The organism is Gilliamella sp. A7, assembly GCF_002142015.1.
Taxonomy (GTDB): domain Bacteria; phylum Pseudomonadota; class Gammaproteobacteria; order Enterobacterales; family Orbaceae; genus Gilliamella; species Gilliamella apis_A.
This window is the reverse complement of the sequence record NZ_NASN01000049.1, coordinates 1-18,560: the sequence shown is the minus strand read 5'-3', so window position 1 is coordinate 18,560 and position 18,560 is coordinate 1. Positions and strand designations below refer to the sequence as shown.

The window sequence follows — 18,560 nt, the reverse complement described above, 5'->3', positions numbered from 1 at the left end:
ACTTTATACTCTGGTAGTAATTGGATGATGTTGGACTGTAATATATTATTGAAATTCATTGTCATTATTCCATGCATATCATGAATAGCTATATAATTAGAATCCTTTTTATCGTCAGATAAATTAATTATTTCGTAGTCATTATATTCCTTTTTATAAATACCTATTTCTATATCAAAGAATCCTATTTTAGCAGTATACAAAGTTGCTGATTTCATCGTTTCTATTTGACAACAACGAAAAAAAATGTCTCTCTTTAAAGACGGTAGACACTTTAAAAAACTGCCATTGTTAATAATATCAATAATATCTATATTTAACATTTCCATATTTAACACCCTATCTTTTTCATTTTGCCAAGTTTTCCTTTTACTATGTCATGTTTTTTCAATGCTTTTTGTAAATGGTTCCATTCAGCACCCTTACGTGGCCACCTGACCTTGGCATTTTCCAAATAGTCGACAACTTTTGCTTTATTTCTAGGATTTGATAAATAATCATCTAATTTATTAGTAGCTTTTTTCCAAGCAATTGATTCTGCATTCGTATTGCTAAATACAGGTTTGTAAATTATTTCACCATTTTTTCCAGGTTTTATTGCAATCTCCATTTTGTCAATATGAGCATGGGCACCTTTAGTTGCCCAGTCATCAGCGAGAACATCAATTCCGTGTGATACATGTAATCCAAGTGGATCAATCCAAGTAAATCCATTAGGCGCATACTGATACAGATTAAATCCACCCAGCAACCCAATCGGATCCGGCTGAGTAAATCTACCTATATCCGGATCATAGTACCTGAAAGTATTGTAATATAAGCCAGTTTCTCTGTCTAAATATTGTCCCTGATACCTTATTTTCTCTTTATTACCATCGGGATGATAATCTAATAGATATGTGTCACCTGCTTTTGTTTTGGTTCAGCCGTTCGATACGCACTTCGGTCAAGCGGTGTTCGGCATCGTAACAGGATTATTTAAAAGTTCACGGGTGTATATTTATTATACGCCATCTGAGTATTTTTGAGATTTTTTATTGTGAGCTAAAATAATTTATTAATCTTCTTCTTTAGCAAATCTGATCGCTTCTCTTAATCTCCTTTTAATTATCTTATTTTTCATATTTTTTTTCAGAAATTTTTTATTTTTTAATAATTTGTCTAATTCTTCTTCTCCTAGTATTTCCTTTATATCAGTAAACATTATGTCAAGATCTTCAACTGGGTCTGTAATAGCACGAGAAATATTCCGAAATAAATACCAGGATTTTACAATATATAATGCTTCTTCTTTATTGATTTTTAATAATAATTCGAATGCTGATTGCAGCATAGTTTTTGAAGATATTAAATTTTCCAGTAAATCAGTCGCTTTGGAAACATCAGCATGTTCGACAAAGTATTGCTTTTCCTGATCGTTTGTTATTGCTTTAGATAAATTATCATAGGCAATGATATATTCTTGAATAGCATCAATTATCATCTTGATTTTTCCTGTTCGATAATATTATATTCAAATATATAAACTTTAAGTTTATTGATACCCTTAACATTCTTATTACGGATTTAGGTTATACTAATCCAGAATATTTCTATTGAATACATTAATTTTTATTGAGGGCAAACTTAATTGCTTCTTTCACTTTTTTATTTCTTTTGTTTACCGGTCGAAATTCTTTGCATTTTAATACTTTGATTAATTCTTCTTCTCCTAGAATATTTTTAATCTCAGTAAACATCGTTTTAATAAAATATATTTCATTGTCAAAATGATTTGCCAGATCTTGCTCCAGATAATAATCTTTGATAAAAGCTAATGCTGCATCTTTATTTAGTCTTAATAACAACTCAAATTGAAGTAAACTCGACTGTTTATTATATCTTAATAACTCTTCCAACAACAAAGTACCTTCAGAAATACTGATATTATCTAAAAAATATTTTTGCTCTTGGTGATTTCTGAGTTCTAGCCATAACTTTTCTTTTGCCTCGCAATATTTTTGTAAAATTTCTATTAACATTTGCTCACCTTTCCATGACCTACAATTGCTTTAGAGTCGAATTTAAGACTACTTCTGATTTTCCAGTCTGGCCATCCTTTCTTTGTCGATCCTTAATATGTCACAACTAATTTACGAGTATCAATATCAATATAATAATCTGCTCTTAGGGCACCGGTTGCATTTCTTATATAATCTGGGTTTCTTGCCTCTAGATGTATTGAAGTTGCACTTATTCCCCCTCTAGGGTCTTTTGGATCAAATGTAAATCCATTTTTTTTAAAGTTCTTGAACTCTTTGCTTGACATAAATCGACGAACTATTCCAGGATTTTTGGGACGACCATCTATAAGATTACTCTTCGACAATCCCCATGGATCAGCCCAAATCAGCGCATTCGGCGCATACTGATACAGATTAAATCCACCCAGCAACCCAATCAAGTCAGGCTGCGTAAAGCGATCTGTATCAGGATCATAGTGCCACAAAGTATTGTAGTGCAGTCCGGTTTCTCTGTCTAATTACTGTCCCTGATAACGTAGATTCTGTTGTATCTTTCTATGGGCAGTCTCCTGTACCGTTTTGCACCACAGCTGGTATGAGCATTCCCACACAATTTCACCGGCTTCATCCGTCAGTTCCTCCGGCAAGCCATTCAGGTTGGTTATGCCAGCTCCCGTCACAAAAACAGGAAAAGAGCCATGACCACATATTCTTTACAACACTCCAGCCGCCATCTTAAAGGCGGCTGCTCGCTGAGGTGGGATTTGATACTTGGATAATTGTTATAGTGAAGATTTCTGAGGGATTTCTGATACTGCTTGCAGATAGTAACAATATTTAAGGAATTTTGGATAGCTCTATCGTGTGATAAAAGCAATCAATATTTTTTTCTTAATACGTTCAAATAATCAAAAATAAACGACGTAATAGCCTTGCTTCATTTTTGAAATGGAACATACTTATCCCATATGGCAAAAAACTCTTCTTTTGTTATACTCTTCGCTTTAAATTCTGTGTCTGAATTAATATCTTCTAAGGATGGTACTGGGCATTTTCCTAATCTTGTTTCTCCATATGACTGATTCTCTTCCGCATAACCTACTGTATTATTCATAAAAATCTCTACTTTTTTACCTCATAACGTTCTTCATCTAACTCGCTATATCATTCAATTGGCTCATCTTCATTTTTATGAATCCAATGAACTTTAATATATGTCATAGCTTGTTTTTCACGTAATAGAGTATACGATCTAATATATCTAATAGTGTTTCATTTGAAATTAAATAAACGCCATTCCTTGCCTTAATATATATATCTAATATTCAAGTGCGTTAAATAATTATTTAAAATAATGATGTATTTTACGTTGTAATTTACATTTCAATTCCTTTTATTGAAACAATGTTAATAGGATTTTTTAAATCTAAGATTATTCTATAATTAGCACTAGATTCTACTGTAAGAAATGCATCTGATAATTCTACTGCATTTATAAAAGGATTGGATTCTTCAAAATATATTACCCAATTTAGCTTTTCATCAGATGTGATATATGCAATAAAACCTTCACTTCCGTGACTACCTTCCCCTAACAAGCATGTCCCTCCCATTTGTAGTTTAATTTTCTTAAAAATATCTATATGAGTTATACAATCAGGATTTTGATTTAAAAAATCAACAAGACTAAATGATTCTCCGTTTGCAAAATAAATACCATCTTTAATTGGTAATTTTTCTTTATTCCATAATTCGTTTATTTTTGACATTTAATAATCCTAACATTTTGCAGATCTTATTTTCAATCACGTTTTAGAGACTAAATCGCTGTTTTTTATTTTTTCTATGATTACATCATTACTAAAATTATAAAACGGAAACTATACCAAAAGAAGAATTAAGATGATAAAAGAGAGGTGCGATTGAATAGAATGGTTTACCGTCCCGATCCAGCCGGTGGTTTCAATTCGAATGCCTAGAGCATTGTATATGTAGCCATAATGTTTGCTATGGTTCTGCAGTTCATAAACTACTTATTTTCTGTAGTGTTAAATTTAAACCAACAAGTGCTAAACAAAATCAAACAAATTAGTAATCCAAACCAGCAATTTATTTATACCAGATTTTATAAACAGCATACTAATAATCATTAATATTAAGTATAATTAAAAAATGTCTAAATGAGAAGTTAATCTATATTCAAATTAATTCTGGCAGATAAATATTCATTGTTTGTGTTCTTAATTAAATTTCATCTTCCTTTAAGGGATAAAGATCATTTATAAACTTAGTGAAAGACTGATTAATATAATAAACATTGTCCATATTAGGTGTTTCATCTTCATCTGCTTCAAGTTCATGATCCCAAAAATAAATTCTATTACTATTAGATTTCAATTCCATTATGATAAGATTACCCCCAGGATCATGAGCTATAGGAATGAATTCTGAAGGAATTCTATCCTTATAAAGATCATAATAACTTAATAAATTACTATATTTTTCTCTGCCTAAACTAAGAAAATAATCAACCATAGATCCATCATTCCTATCAGAAAAAAATCTAAATGAATTTGGCTGAGGTTGTCCTCCATTATATTTCATTAAAAAATCTTTATAATCATTTGGTAAATTACCTTTGATAATTTTCTCAAAATCAAAAATATCTTCTAAAGTTGCGGGATTTTTAGAATGAATAATAGTAGTCATAAATTAATTTTTACCTTCACTTGTTGAAATTCCTTTTTTGTACCTTAGTGTATCATACATATCAGAAGGTATTAGTTGCATATATTTATAATCCTGTTGCTACCAAATCTATTCTACCAGTCGTGAATTTTCCGAATCATGTTCTATAGTTTAATTTGTCATATTTACATTAACTAGTGAACAATTCATCAAATGTAATCAAATTAAACTCTTTAGATTCACCAAATTCAAATTTAATTTTGATCATTAAGCATTTTTCCAATTAACAAGATCAATTAATATTTCAGACATAGATTTATTTCTTTAACGATCAGTTTGCGCAATTGTTCCGGGTATTATAGAGAGTAATTTACCTACAATCTTTCAAGTTTAGGTATTTAATAAATGTATTTATAATCAATCAATTAAATTTTATTTAATTATTATACACTTATAGTATTATTTCATTTTTACTAATAAATCTCCTGAATATAATCTAATTTTATTATTTTCGTATATATATTCTGTCCATAATTCTTTGTTATCAGATTCACAATCGTTCATTATTCTATATTCTGAATATCCAGTATTCATTTCAATAATTGGTATAATTTTGTCTATTTTACCTTGCATCGTATTTTGCGATAAAAATAAAGCAAATTTTTTTAATAAATTTAATTTTATTTTTAATTCATAGTTACTACCTTTTAACGAATTAATCTCGTTATCAATAAGATTAATAATATTTAACATTTCTATCTTCCTATATAAATTGCAATTTTCTCACCATTTAGTATTAGTAATTGTTTGCTGTGGATGTCCGTTTGGTAAGCTTTCTTGTTTATATAAAATACCATCTTGTTTAAACTGATAATCTTTATGATACACGGTATTTTTACCTTTTTGAAAAGTTCTCAAATTGAAATTTTTCTTTTACCAAAACACTTTAATTGCTGATTTATTTCCAGCACGTATATCTTTAATTTTTTTGGGATATTTACAATAGGTTTGTTTTCGTGGTCTAACGTCTATTTTTCGATACGTCTACCATGGGTAGTCATAGAGGTAGCGATACTCTGTTGTTTGGTTTTGTTGAGCTGTTAAATGCATACTTCTTTCATGCGGTATTTGACATCTCTTAGAGTGTAATATTTAGCGGTACAGTTTGTCGTGTTCGATGTCACCGATGACGTCGTTGTTGATATTTATCTGGTGCAAGTGTCGGGAATCATAATACAGTTTATAGATGGCTCGCCCATCCGGCAGGGTAGTGGCGATATGGTTGCCCAGTGGTTCGGTCTTAGCTTAGTTGTTATTTACGCCCATCCAGATAGGTTTGTTCAATTAATCAGCCAGCAATCTTATATTGGAAACAGTTAAAAGTTATTCAAGAAAGAGAAATCATTCCTACTTTTCCATCCGGTGATAAACAAATAACTATTCCTTTTCCTTCCAGTCGAACTACATCACAAATTTTATTTACATTCCAATTTTTTATTTTAGCTAGCGCTAGCCAATTATTAAGTTTCCAGCTATTTATTCTACCAAGAATTACCATTTTTTTTCTAAAACCATGCATGTCAATATCTATACTTATTACAGTGTTATTTTTAGATAAAATATTGACATTGCCATATAGATGACTAAATATTCTTGATTTTCTGTTCAGTCTTGCTACAGGTAATTCTGGTTCTCCCATCGTTTCATAAATAAGAGAATCAGATGATCCGACATGCAATTTTTTGATGTGTAGACTGTTAATAATATCCATTAACTCTATTTGAAATATGGGGTTCCATTCTTCATCCATTATGAGCAACCTATTTTAGTATTATAGCTTTGTACATTACGTCCAATCTCAATATTATCCAAAGATTTGTAGCTTATTATATCTGCATTAAAATCTATCATTTGGATGCTCCTTTTTAATGAAATTATCCCTTTTTTACCTTATAAGCCCTTCTCTTTTAAATTTCGCTATCAACTCACATCCTTTTTCAGAAAGTTCTAATTTTTTTAAACGCACCTGAATTATTTTTTTCGAAGACATAAAAAAGTATTTAGAATCGTTCATCAAAAAATCTATATAATCATCAGAATAAGGAACATTAGGATCAAAACCTTCGATTTCGGTTTTAATAATTTTTGTTAAAAATTCATCAAAGGAATTAGCGACAAGTTTTAAATCTAGATTCTGCTCTAAATAACCATTTCTGACTGTCATATCAAAATATAGATCATTAACTTCATGATCCCAATGATAAACTTTGCCATTTGGATACAAACAAAGTAAATCTCCGAAATTTAAAGATGCTATAGCAATGGACCGTTTAGGGATTCTATTTAAATACATCCAGTTATTAGCAATTACATCTTCCCGATCTAGTTTCTTAGAGAATCCGAACATTACTTCAAGCGGAAGTGATTCACCTTGACAGTCAATGGAGTAATCAAACAGATCCTCATCAAAAGCAATGACATTATATTTCTTTAAAAATTTAATATAAGAATTATGAGAATCTGTTGTAATTTTTAATTTAGAGATAAGCTTATCAATATTTCTTGGCACAGCATATTTTGATTCAAACATTCGATTTCCTTTAATATCATTCATAATTAAGAACTAATTTACTAGCAACTTAATAGTCCTTGTTTTATAGTTTTGCGTTATTAAAAGTTACCAATCTATCAGATAATTATGAATTTTTATACTATGATGATATCTAATTAAATTAACTTAAATTAAGTACTATTTTATGATCACATTTTTAGTTATCAATGATAATTAAACCTTCTCTTATATCAAAAACGAATATTGTTATAATTATTAATTAGTTTTATCTTTTATAGTTATATTTATAATGATATTAATATTAACAAAGTGATACTATTTATCATTAGGCAATAAAAAAGGATTCAAACATGAGTAAAATATTTGATGATAATTCACAGACCATTGGCCATACACCTTTAGTTCGTTTAAAACATTTCGGACAAGGAAATATATTAGCCAAGGTAGAATCTCGTAATCCTAGCTTCAGTATCAAGTGTCGCATTGCATCAAATATGATTTGGGATGCTGAGAAACGTGGTTTATTAAACCCTGATGTTGAACTTATCGAGCCAACCAGTGGTAATACTGGTATCGCACTTGCCGCGGTTGCAGCTGCTCGTGGATATAAATTAACCTTAACCATGCCTGAAAGCATGAGCATTGAACGCCGTAAACTTTTAAAAGCTTTAGGTGCTAATCTCGTGCTAACCGACGCAGCTAAAGGAATGAAAGGCGCAATCGAAAAAGCGGAAGAGATTGTTGCTAGTAATCCTAAACACAATATTATGCTTCAACAATTCAGTAATGCCGCTAATCCAGAAATTCATGAAAAAACTACTGGTCCAGAAATCTGGCTTGATACTGACGGACAAGTCGATATTTTTGTTGCTGGGGTCGGTACTGGTGGGACTTTTACTGGTGTAACTAAATACATTAAAAAAACTCAAGGTAAAAACATCACTGCAGTAGCAGTTGAACCAAGTACTTCACCTGTTATTAGCCAAGCACTTGCTGGTGAGCCAATCAAACCAGGACCACATAAAATACAAGGTATTGGTGCAGGATTTATCCCTGATAATTTAGATTTAAGTTTGATTGATTTGGTCGAAAAAGTAAGTAATGAAGATGCTATCGATACTGCGCGGCTATTAATGGAAAAAGAAGGTATTTTAGCAGGAATTTCTTCTGGTGCCGCCGTATTTGCCGCCGACCGCTTAGCTCGTTTGCCTGAAAATGCCGATAAAACTATTGTGGTGATACTACCTTCATCAGGTGAACGTTATCTAAGTACTGATCTATTTAGTGGGATTTTCACCGAGAAAGAACTCGGTTAATTCAGTTAGATTATTCAATAGAAACAAAACACCGCTCTTGAGCGGTGTTTTATTAAATGATAAAGAGTTAAGCTATTATCTTATTCGATCAAATTTAAACCTCTTGAATAATACCAAAATGTCGATAAGCATGAGGTGTGGCTATTCGGCCTCTTGGTGTTCTTTGGATATAACCTTGTTGAATCAAAAATGGTTCTAACACATCTTCAATGGTTTCACGTTCTTCACCTATTGCAGCTGCAATATTATCTAATCCTACCGGCCCACCCATAAATTTTTCGATAATAGCCAGAAGTAACTTGCGATCCATATAATCAAAGCCTTCATTATCTACATCTAACATATCTAATGCTTGAGTGGCAATTCGTTCATCAATAACGCCTTTAGATTTGACATCTGCATAATCCCTAACCCGCCGTAATAAACGGTTAGCAATCCGTGGCGTACCTCGTGAACGTTTGGCAATTAGGTAAGCACCTTCTTTAGAAAGATCCATACCTAAAAATTTTGCACTACGGCTAACAATATATTCTAAATCTTCTACACGATAAAACTCAAGCCGTTGCACAATACCAAAACGATCACGTAATGGCGAGGTTAATGAACCGGCTCGAGTTGTTGCGCCAATAAGGGTAAAAGGTGGCAGATCAATTTTAATTGAACGTGCTGCAGGCCCTTCACCAATCATAATATCAAGTTGATAATCTTCCATTGCTGGATATAAGATTTCTTCAACAACTGGCGATAATCGATGAATTTCATCAATAAATAACACATCATTAGGTTCTAAATTGGTTAGCATAGCAGCTAAATCACCCGCTTTTTCTAACACCGGGCCTGATGTGGTACGTAAATTAACGTTCATTTCATTAGCAACAATATTTGCCAATGTCGTTTTACCTAGACCTGGAGGGCCAAATATTAAAACATGATCGAGTGCATCACTACGCTGTTTAGCAGCTTGAATAAAAATTTTCATCTGCTCACGAACTTGAGGTTGGCCAATATACTCATCCAAATACTTAGGACGAATGGCTCGATCTAAAGACTCTTCTTCTTTTTGTGCCTGTGGAGCAATTAAACGATCCGCTTCAATCATTATCAATACCTACTTTACAATACTGACTTTAATGCTTCACGTATTAGCATTTCACAATCCATTTCTGGTCTAATGACTTTACTAATAATACGGCTGGCTTCTTGTGGTTTATAACCCAAAGCAATAAGTGCTGAAACTGCTTCACTTTCAATTTGGTTGGATGATTTTTTAATATCACCAATATCAATAGCTGGGTTAACATTTGATAGTTCTTCACCAAAGCGTTTAACACGATCTTTCATTTCAACAATTAATCGTTCAGCGGTTTTAGTCCCCACACCTGGTAATTTGACCAATGTTTTAATTTCACCTTGTTCAACAGCATTAATAAATTGTGCAGCTGACATTCCAGATAAAATCGCCAGCGCTAATTTTGGGCCAACGCCATTAACTTTAATTAATTCCCGAAATAACTCTCGTTCTTGTTCATGATTAAAACCATAAAGTACTTGAGCATCTTCTCGAACAGCAAAATGAGTTAACACAATCACTTCTTTGCCATTGTCGGGTAACTCATAAAAACAGGTCATTGGCATAAAAACTTCATAGCCAACACCACCAACTTCAATTAATACTTTGGGTGGTTGTTTTTCAATAATGATTCCACGTAAACGACCTATCACAATATATCCTTAATAAGTTAATGTTGATTATATAAGTTTGATTAAAATAACCCTAAATTAAATAATATTTAAGATTCTAGATTAATCAAATTGATATGATCAACATTGAAAGTGAATTGAATGTAATTGTCAGTTAGTTTACCTGATAGGAAAAAATTAATAAAGAAAAACTGTATAAATAGACAGGAGATAAAAAGAAATTTTGCCGACCATGTCGGCAAAATGGATAAGACAATATCGGATTAGTTTTTCAACTTAAAATGGCATTTTAAAGCCTGGTGGTAATTGCATGCCGCCAGTTACTTGAGCCATTCTTTCTTTTTGCGCTTCTTCTAAACGACGAGTTGCATCATTGTAAGCAGCCGCAATCAAATCTTCTAACATTTCTTTATCATCTTCAGTTAATAAAGATGGATCAATTTCCACACGTTTACAACTATGTGCACCATTTACAGTCACTTTAACGATACCAGCACCAGACTCGCCGGTAACTTCTAATTTAGCAATTTCTTCCTGAGCTTGCTGCATTTTGGCTTGCATCTGTTGGGCTTGCTTCATCAAATTTCCCAAGCCACCTTTTCCACCTGAAAACATAATTATTCCTCGTTAATAATATTTAGCCCGTAATTATACAGGACGAATACTCGCTTCATCAATCTTCGCATCAAAATATTGACAAATCATTTCGACTTTAGCGTCTTGATTAATAGTCTGTTTAGCTTGTTCAAGCTTTTGTTGATATAAATCTTCACGCATTTCTAACGGCGTTTTATTTTCTTGATTATCATCAATAACAATTTTTAAGTTTAATGGTTTTTGACGATATGCTGATAAAGCAGATTCAAGTTTTGTGCAATTTGCCGGTGACTTTATCAAGTGTTTCACTGACGAACGCATATGCAAAACAATATTATTGTCATCAATTTGTTCAAAATAAGAGTTAATTGCGATTTGTTTAATTAATGGCGCAAGTTCTAATTGTTCAATTTCAGCACACCACGCGTCTTTTTCAGCCATTTCAACAATTAGTTTTTTAGTCATTTCTGGCGTTTTATCAACTTTTAAAGAATCGCATAATGTTTTTGCATCGAGTGCCGGTTCATTTTTCGTTTCAACTAAGCCACAAGCTTGCCATTGATAATTTTCGGCAGTTATCTCTTCTTGTTCTGCTTCCTCATCATTTCTTTCAATATTATTGCCTAACTTGTTGGCAAGCTGCTGAGCGTCACCCCGTTTACTGTTAATTAAAGAATTAGATGGTTGATGGTGATCAACCAATTCAGGCTTTTTTGGCTTTTGTTCCTCTTTAATTAACTGCATTCGCATCTCTAAAATATTTTTAGTGATTGACGATGCATCATCGGGAAGTGATATTTCTGGTTGTGAAACAGTCTTTTCATCACTAGTAACTGGTCTTACTATTGTATTGTCATTTAATTGCTGATTTTCAATAGCTGGCTTAACAGTTTGCCTAATAGACGCGGCTTCATTTGCGCTTTGTGATGAAGGTGTCACAACCTGATCTGATTGTGTTCTAATAGGCGATTCAGCTTTTTTTGTCGGTATAGTAGCTGTTGCAGCTGGTGGCTTAATTGCATCGACATTTTTAGGCATAAATGCTAAAGCGCGTAAAAAGCTCATTTCAACACCCATTTTTTTATCTGGTGCAAAAGCAAGTTCTTTTCGGCCCATTAATAAAATTTGATAAAACAGTTGCACATCATTAGGCGCCATATATTGAGCTAAGAAGCGTAACTGTTCTTCATTGTCTGTATAATCACCCAATGCTGTCGGCACAACTTGTAATAAGGCAATTTGATGTAACAAAGCAATAGATTCGGCTAATAAATTATCCCAATCCGCACCTTGTAAAGCAGCTGCTTCAATCTGTTGCATCAAAGTATTACCATCATTTTGATAAAGAGCATTGATTAATGAAAAAGGAATTGATTTATCTAAAGTACCAAGCATAGAGGCTGCTGACACAGCATCGATTTTACCATTACCAAGCGCTATTGCTTGATCGGTTAAACTTAATGCATCGCGCATACTACCATTTGCTGCTTTAGCTAACAGCTGTATTGCTCGCGGTTCACTTTCAATTTGTTCTAATTGCAAAATATGTTTTAGTTGCTCAGCAATTAATGATGTATCAAGCACATTTAAATGCAGATGCAAACAGCGAGATAAAATAGTGATAGGTAATTTTTGCGGATCAGTTGTTGCTAATAAAAACTTAACGTGTTCTGGTGGCTCTTCCAATGTTTTTAATAAAGCATTGAAGCTACTACGAGAGAGCATATGTACTTCATCGATTAAGTAAACTTTAAAACGCCCTTTGCTTGGCAAATATTGAATATTATCTAAAATTTCCCGAGTATCTTCGACTTTAGTACGTGATGCAGCATCAATTTCGAGTAAGTCAACAAATCGACCTTGTTCAATCTCACGACAATTGTCACAAACACCACAAGGTGTTGCCGTTATACCACTCTCACAATTTAAACCTTTGGCTAATAGTCGAGCAATCGAAGTTTTACCTACACCTCGAGTACCAGAGAACAGATAAGCGTGATGAACTCGACCAAGAGAAAGAGCATTAGATAAAATTTTTAAAACATGCTGCTGCCCTACTACTTCAGAGAATGATTTTGGTCGCCACTTACGTGCTAAGACTTGATAACTCATAATCACCGTTACTTATTACTAATAAATTTTGCTAATCATACCATAAAGTGTCAATGTAGTCTTTAAGATGCCGATAACCGATTCGATATTAGGTGAGATTTTTAAGCAATAAAATACCCTTTGCACAAATTTTGAAATTATTAGGCTGTTTTGAGTAATTAATTATTGAAAAATGATTTATCAACCTTCAAACAGTCAATCGAAGGTTGATAAGTAAAGGAAATAATCAATTGATGATTAATCATGAATGGTTAATCTTGATTCAAATAAGCCCATGCATATTGTGCATAAAATTCTGCACCTAATGCCATGCCATCTTCGTCGACATTAAAACAGCCATGGTGATGTGGCCATTGAGTATCTTTCTCAGGATTACCAGATCCGACTAAAGCAAATGCACCTGGAATGTTTTGCGTATAATAACTAAAATCTTCACCGCCGGTGGTTGGTGCTTCAAAATACAATGCATCTTCGCCAAATGATTCAACAATGACTTTTTGTGCTAATAATGCACTTTCTTTATCGTTAATAACTGGTAAAGTACCATAGATATATTCAACTTCAGCAGTCGCTCTATACATGGCTGCAACTTGGTTAGCATAACGTCTAATTGCTGCTTCAATTTTCTCTCGCACTGCAACATTAAAGCATCTCACCGTTCCTTCTAAAACCGCATTTTCAGCAATTACGTTAAAGCGCGTACCCACATCCATTCGACCTATAGTAACAACCGCAGGATCGAGAGGCGATATTTCACGAGAAACAATTGATTGAACATTCATAACAAATGCAGATGCAACCATAACCGCATCCACTGTGTCATGAGGCATTGAACCATGACCTCCACGCCCTTTAAATCTCACTGTTAATAGATCTGCTGAAGCAAAGCTTGAACCAACAACACAAGATACTTTACCTACCGGCATTTGTGACCAGATATGCATACCAAAAGCGCTATCAACACCTTCAAGTACACCTTGTTCGATCATCCCTTTTGCCCCTTGAGCAATTTCTTCAGCCGGCTGAAATACTAACCGTACATTACCTTTTAACTGTTCACGGATAGAATATAACGTTTTAGCAGCCGTTAGCAACATAGCCGTATGAGTATCATGTCCACAAGCATGCATTTTGCCATCAATAGTGGATTGATAATCAATATTGGTGCTTAATTCCTTTACTGGCAAAGCATCAATATCTGCCCTAAGTAAGATCGTTTTACCTGGTTTACCGCCTTGAATATCAGCAATAATTCCAGTCGGCTTAGTGCGTCGATAAGTAATACCAATTTTATCAAGTTCTTCAGCAATTCTATCGGTGGTTCTAAATTCTTCCCACGGTAGTTCTGGATGACGATGTAAATCACGACGAAACGCGATCATGTCGTTAATATTCTGTTTTATTGAATCTTTAATAGTTTGATTAATCATGTTACTACCTTTTATATATTTCATATGTATTCATTTAATAGTGCACATATTTGCACGAATCTACAAGTTGAATCTGATAATTAAATTTCCAACTATTTTATTGGTGTTAACGGGCCAACAATCATATTAACCATGATGCCAGCTAATACAACTGATACCATCGTTACTGAAATAAATCCGCCAATTAACATTGGTGGTAACATATGGCTGGTTAATACCTCTTTTTCTTTTGGATCTTTGGTTAAATTATTAATGACCTCGTTAGTGATAATATAATCGGCCGGAAATCCATATAATGCAGTTAAGGCGATCGAAAAAGCCATTTCTTTACTTACTTTTAAAACTTTACCGACAATAACCGAGAAAATAAACATCCCAATAACGGCTGAAAGAATAAAAATAATTAAAGGTGTGATAAGCCTAATTAACATATCAGGCGTTGCTCGGCTCAAAGTATCAAAAATAAATAACATCAATCCCATTACTGCCAGCCCGAAACCACCGGCTTTCTTTAAAGGATGACGCTCTAAAAAACCAAAAGAAGCAGCAACGACACCAAATAATAAACATAAGACAAATGGGCTAATACTGACGACTGGTTTTAATACTTCCGATACTGAATAAGCTAAAAAACCGACTATTGCAATACGCAAAAAGATAAAGTACGAAGAATTATAACTCGCTGGAATTTTAGCAAACAGACTCGGCATTGGATTTTCATCAGTAGTTGCAGTTTGCTTATCCATAGTAGTAGCATCTTTTTCAACTACCCAAGTCCCTTCATGATATTTTTTCAATACTCGGCGGCCTTCTTTTTTCAGCATAATTGATGTTAATGGATAACCAATAAAACCTTGCATTACATAAATTATAATTGCAAATACAGCCAAATCTGGCAATCCTGCTTCGGTTGCCCCTTTAGCCATAATAATAGCTGAAACAATACCACCGACTAATGGTGGAATAGCGACAATAATAGTATTGAGATCAAAAAATAGATATCCAACAATAATAGCAATAACAATAATACCCACAATTCCTGAAAGCGATATAAGTATTGTCTTCCATTGTAGTATCAACTCATTTATTGATAACAAAGTTCCCATGTTCACAATCAATAAATACATAAACATAACAGCGACTACATTTGGAATACCTGCTCGAGCAACAATATCAGTTGGAAAAAATGTCCAATAACCTAATAAAAACAGTACCGCGCAAATAAAAACTGAAGGTACCCAAGCTTTAGTTCGTGTTGAAACAACATCACCTAGATATAAAATAATAAGCAATAAAACTAATGCCAACATCTGTGGCATATCATTCATAGTGGGCATAAAAACTCCATTTTTAATAAATTAAATTATAAAAATTAATTAAAATGATATAAAAATGGCTATTATAGATAATATTTTAAACATTGTTATATGTTTTTTATCATAAAATCATTAATTTCGTCTAAGAAAAGATTACCATATTTTTCTAATTTGATTTTACCAACACCAGTAACATTAATCAGTTGTTTCTTACTTTCAGGTTTGATTTGCACCATCTCAAGCAAGGTTGCATCACTGAATACAACATAAGGGGCAATATCCTCCATATCAGCAATTTCTTTGCGTAACCGCTTAAGATTATTGAATAATATTCGTTCTTCATAAGATAATATCGTGGTTAAATTAATCGCTCGAGCATAACGATTTAAGCGACTTTTCTTCACAATTTCTAAACGTGGTTTTGCTAAAGATAAAGCGACTTGACCTTTAAGAATCGCACGTGCTTGTTCGGTCAATTGTAACGTAGTAAAGGTGGAAATATTTTGGCTCACATATCCCAAATAAATTAATTGTCTAATTACACTAAGCCAATAATCAGAAGAATGCGCCTTTCCTATTCCATAAACCGATAATTTATCATGACCATTTTCTTTAATTTGTGAGCGAGAAGATCCTCGTAACACATCGACAACATATTGAGCACCATAACGTTGCTCAACTCGGTATATACAAGAAAGTATTTTTTGTGCATCAATTAATCCATCATAATGCTCGGGAGGATAAAGGCAGATATCACAGTTATTGCAAGGTTCGGTTCTATTCTCACCAAAATAGTTAAGTAATACGGTACGCCGACAGGTCATACTTTTGGCAAATGACTCCATGGCTTGAATCTTATGTAACTCAACTTGTTTATGTTTATTCTCTGGTTTATCAGCAATTTGTCGATGATACCAGTTTAGATCTTTACTATTAAATAATAAAAGAGCTTCTGCCGGAACGCCATCACGCCCTGCTCGACCAGTTTCTTGATAATATGCCTCTATCGTCCTAGGGCAATCAGCATGCACCACAAAACGGACATTGGGTTTATTAATTCCCATACCGAAAGCGACAGTTGCAACAATAATTTGCACATTATCCTTCAAAAAATTTTCTTGTGCTTGTTGACGCTCAGCAGTGGTTAAACCAGCATGATAAGCAACGACAGAGAATCCTCTCGCAGCTAGTCTGGTTGTCATATCCTCAACTTTGGAACGACTAGAACAGTAGACAATACCACTATTCCCTTTTTGGGTTTCAATAAAAGAGACAACTTGCTCAGTAAGATTAAATTTCTCAACCACCGTATAACGTATATTTGGCCGATCAAAACTGCGCACCACCACTAACGGATCGATTAAATTAAGCTGATTAATCACATCTGCTTGAGTCAATTTATCGGCGGTTGCTGTTAACGCGATAATTGGAACTTCGGGAAAACGCAATGATAAATGGCTTAATTGACGATAGTCAGGCCTAAAGTCATGTCCCCATTGTGAAATGCAATGCGCCTCATCAATAGCGATTAATGATGGTGGATGAGCAGTAATTAATGTAGAAAAGGACGATACTGCCAGTCGCTCAGGTGAAATATATAATAATTTAATTGTGTGATTTAAATACTGTTCAATAATGTTTTGTTGCTCTTCTGGAGATTGAGTCGCATTTAAAAAAGCCGCCGGAATACCATTAACAATTAATTGATCAACTTGATCCTTCATTAACGAAATAAGTGGCGAAATAACCAACGCAGTACCTGGCAATACTACTGCCGGAATCTGATAACAAAGCGATTTACCGCCACCTGTTGGAATAATGGTTAAAGTATCTCGCCCGGCAATAACTGATTCGATAATATCTCTTTGCTGATTTCTAAACGATTTGTACCCAAAAACATTATGTAAAACGTCCTCAATCTGATCTTTAAATGACATACTATCCTAAACCGGTAATACCTTATCTATTTCCAAGGAGTATAACGAATTTGAAATTAACAAACCACCGTGAATTTACATTTATTTACAATTTATAAAAAGTTGAACTATTCCTAAACGATTAACATTGGAAAATAAAATTGGCAAAAAATCAGCTTTTGTATATTATTTGATTAATAACATTGACTGTTTTTCCAACAAACAAACTCAAAAGATTAAAAAAACAGCTATTTTTGATTTTTTTACTTGAAACAAAACAGTTTGCCAGCTAATATTTGCGTGTTTCAAATATACGCCCGTAGCTCAGTTGGTTAGAGCATCACCTTGACATGGTGGGGGTCAGTGGTTCGAGTCCACCCGGGCGTACCAATTCAAAGCCTTATCCTACAAGACTTACAAGAAATTTAAATCACCTTTTAAAAAACCGCTGGGGTAAAATTGGGGTAAGAGATCCAACAACTAATTTTTTTTGCAATATTCAAATAACTTTTTTGCATCCACCGCAAAAACATCATACGAAAAAAATGTATTATTTATATTTTTTATAAAACACTTAAATTTAAAATTTTTTATAATAACTGGGCTAATGATAAAAAAGATGCACAAAAAACCCCTTTCTGAAGTGCCCCCCAATAGTTGTACAACCAATTACTGGGGGTCTTTTTATGTCAAAATATAGTCGAGATTTAAAAATTATCATAGCTAATGAATTCTTATCAGGAGAATCATCGGAAATTCTTTCAAAAAATATGCGATATCTTCTCCTCAGATTCGATATTGGTCCCAAGTGGTTGCGATTCATGGGGGTAACGCCTTTCAACCAACACCTCATTTACGTCATGCCGAAGCAAGATTACAAGCACTAAAATTAATGTGGACAAATAATTG

General features: G+C 33.4%; 17 protein-coding genes, 1 tRNA gene and 2 pseudogenes. 3 read left to right on the top strand and 17 right to left on the bottom strand.

Going from position 1 to position 18,560, the window contains the following annotated elements:
- From B6D18_RS10250 to B6D18_RS12640, 6 genes and pseudogenes are all read right to left on the bottom strand, one after another.
- Window positions 1-329, bottom strand: a 329-nt coding sequence (locus tag B6D18_RS10250; RefSeq protein WP_216818950.1) for a hypothetical protein, incomplete at its 3' end; no start/stop codon positions are given.
- A gap of 2 nt (window positions 330-331) precedes the next feature.
- Window positions 332-856: pseudogene (locus tag B6D18_RS10245) on the bottom strand (RHS repeat-associated core domain-containing protein); the annotation flags it as partial.
- A 201-nt stretch (window positions 857-1,057) separates the two neighbouring features.
- Entirely contained in the window at window positions 1,058-1,483 is a 426-nt protein-coding gene (locus B6D18_RS10240; RefSeq protein WP_086364365.1) for a hypothetical protein, read from the bottom strand.
- Between the two features lie 121 nt (window positions 1,484-1,604).
- On the bottom strand, window positions 1,605-2,021 hold the full coding sequence (locus B6D18_RS10235; protein ID WP_086364364.1) for a hypothetical protein: 417 nt from the start codon (window positions 2,019-2,021) through the stop codon (window positions 1,605-1,607).
- A gap of 341 nt (window positions 2,022-2,362) precedes the next feature.
- A pseudogene (locus B6D18_RS13065) lies at window positions 2,363-2,656 on the bottom strand (RHS repeat domain-containing protein); the annotation flags it as partial.
- Window positions 2,657-2,940: 284 nt separating this feature from the next.
- Window positions 2,941-3,123 (bottom strand): hypothetical protein, encoded by a 183-nt coding sequence (locus B6D18_RS12640; RefSeq protein ID WP_371328898.1) that lies wholly within the window; start codon window positions 3,121-3,123, stop codon window positions 2,941-2,943.
- Window positions 3,124-3,544: 421 nt separating this feature from the next.
- Here B6D18_RS12640 and B6D18_RS13060 point away from each other — a divergent pair, with 421 nt between their 5' ends.
- Window positions 3,545-3,598: a hypothetical protein gene (locus tag B6D18_RS13060; RefSeq protein WP_144063982.1), complete on the top strand. Its 54-nt coding sequence runs from the start codon at window positions 3,545-3,547 to the stop codon at window positions 3,596-3,598.
- A 649-nt stretch (window positions 3,599-4,247) separates the two neighbouring features.
- On the opposite strand, the gene B6D18_RS10220 is transcribed toward B6D18_RS13060, so the two are convergent.
- The 4 genes from B6D18_RS10220 to B6D18_RS10205 all read right to left on the bottom strand — a co-directional run bounded on the left by B6D18_RS10220 (window position 4,248) and on the right by B6D18_RS10205 (window position 7,281).
- Window positions 4,248-4,712 (bottom strand): SMI1/KNR4 family protein, encoded by a 465-nt coding sequence (locus B6D18_RS10220; protein WP_086364362.1) that lies wholly within the window; start codon window positions 4,710-4,712, stop codon window positions 4,248-4,250.
- A gap of 438 nt (window positions 4,713-5,150) precedes the next feature.
- A complete protein-coding gene (locus B6D18_RS10215; RefSeq protein WP_086364361.1) occupies window positions 5,151-5,444 on the bottom strand; it encodes a hypothetical protein in 294 nt (97 codons plus the stop codon).
- Window positions 5,445-6,078: 634 nt separating this feature from the next.
- On the bottom strand, window positions 6,079-6,501 hold the full coding sequence (locus B6D18_RS10210; protein ID WP_086364360.1) for a hypothetical protein: 423 nt from the start codon (window positions 6,499-6,501) through the stop codon (window positions 6,079-6,081).
- A gap of 135 nt (window positions 6,502-6,636) precedes the next feature.
- The gene (locus B6D18_RS10205; protein ID WP_158092572.1) at window positions 6,637-7,281 is read right to left on the bottom strand and encodes an SMI1/KNR4 family protein; all 645 of its coding nucleotides are present in this window, start codon (window positions 7,279-7,281) and stop codon (window positions 6,637-6,639) included.
- 332 nt (window positions 7,282-7,613) lie between these two features.
- Between B6D18_RS10205 and cysK the strand changes: the two genes are divergently transcribed.
- Window positions 7,614-8,579, top strand: a complete 966-nt coding sequence (gene cysK, locus B6D18_RS10200) for a cysteine synthase A (protein WP_086364358.1) — start codon at window positions 7,614-7,616, stop codon at window positions 8,577-8,579.
- A gap of 94 nt (window positions 8,580-8,673) precedes the next feature.
- Here the strand turns inward: cysK and ruvB are convergent, their stop codons facing one another.
- The 7 genes from ruvB to recQ form a co-directional block, all read right to left on the bottom strand.
- Window positions 8,674-9,678, bottom strand: coding sequence for a Holliday junction branch migration DNA helicase RuvB (gene ruvB / locus B6D18_RS10195; RefSeq protein ID WP_086364357.1), 1,005 nt, complete (start codon window positions 9,676-9,678; stop codon window positions 8,674-8,676).
- Window positions 9,679-9,692: 14 nt separating this feature from the next.
- Window positions 9,693-10,301 carry a Holliday junction branch migration protein RuvA gene (gene ruvA / locus B6D18_RS10190; protein WP_065612868.1) on the bottom strand — a complete coding sequence of 203 codons (609 nt, stop codon included), beginning with the start codon at window positions 10,299-10,301 and terminating at the stop codon, window positions 9,693-9,695.
- Window positions 10,302-10,556: 255 nt separating this feature from the next.
- Entirely contained in the window at window positions 10,557-10,895 is a 339-nt protein-coding gene (locus tag B6D18_RS10185) for a YbaB/EbfC family nucleoid-associated protein (protein WP_086364356.1), read from the bottom strand.
- 33 nt (window positions 10,896-10,928) lie between these two features.
- Window positions 10,929-12,989 (bottom strand): DNA polymerase III subunit gamma/tau, encoded by a 2,061-nt coding sequence (dnaX, locus tag B6D18_RS10180; protein WP_086364355.1) that lies wholly within the window; start codon window positions 12,987-12,989, stop codon window positions 10,929-10,931.
- Between the two features lie 251 nt (window positions 12,990-13,240).
- Window positions 13,241-14,419 carry a M20 family metallopeptidase gene (locus tag B6D18_RS10175; RefSeq protein WP_086364354.1) on the bottom strand — a complete coding sequence of 393 codons (1,179 nt, stop codon included), beginning with the start codon at window positions 14,417-14,419 and terminating at the stop codon, window positions 13,241-13,243.
- Window positions 14,420-14,511: 92 nt separating this feature from the next.
- Window positions 14,512-15,738: a hypothetical protein gene (locus tag B6D18_RS10170; protein ID WP_086364367.1), complete on the bottom strand. Its 1,227-nt coding sequence runs from the start codon at window positions 15,736-15,738 to the stop codon at window positions 14,512-14,514.
- A 104-nt stretch (window positions 15,739-15,842) separates the two neighbouring features.
- Window positions 15,843-17,672: a DNA helicase RecQ gene (gene recQ, locus B6D18_RS10165; RefSeq protein ID WP_086364353.1), complete on the bottom strand. Its 1,830-nt coding sequence runs from the start codon at window positions 17,670-17,672 to the stop codon at window positions 15,843-15,845.
- 292 nt (window positions 17,673-17,964) lie between these two features.
- Here recQ and B6D18_RS10160 point away from each other — a divergent pair.
- Window positions 17,965-18,041: transfer RNA gene (locus B6D18_RS10160), tRNA-Val, on the top strand.
- Window positions 18,042-18,560 lie beyond the last annotated feature (519 nt).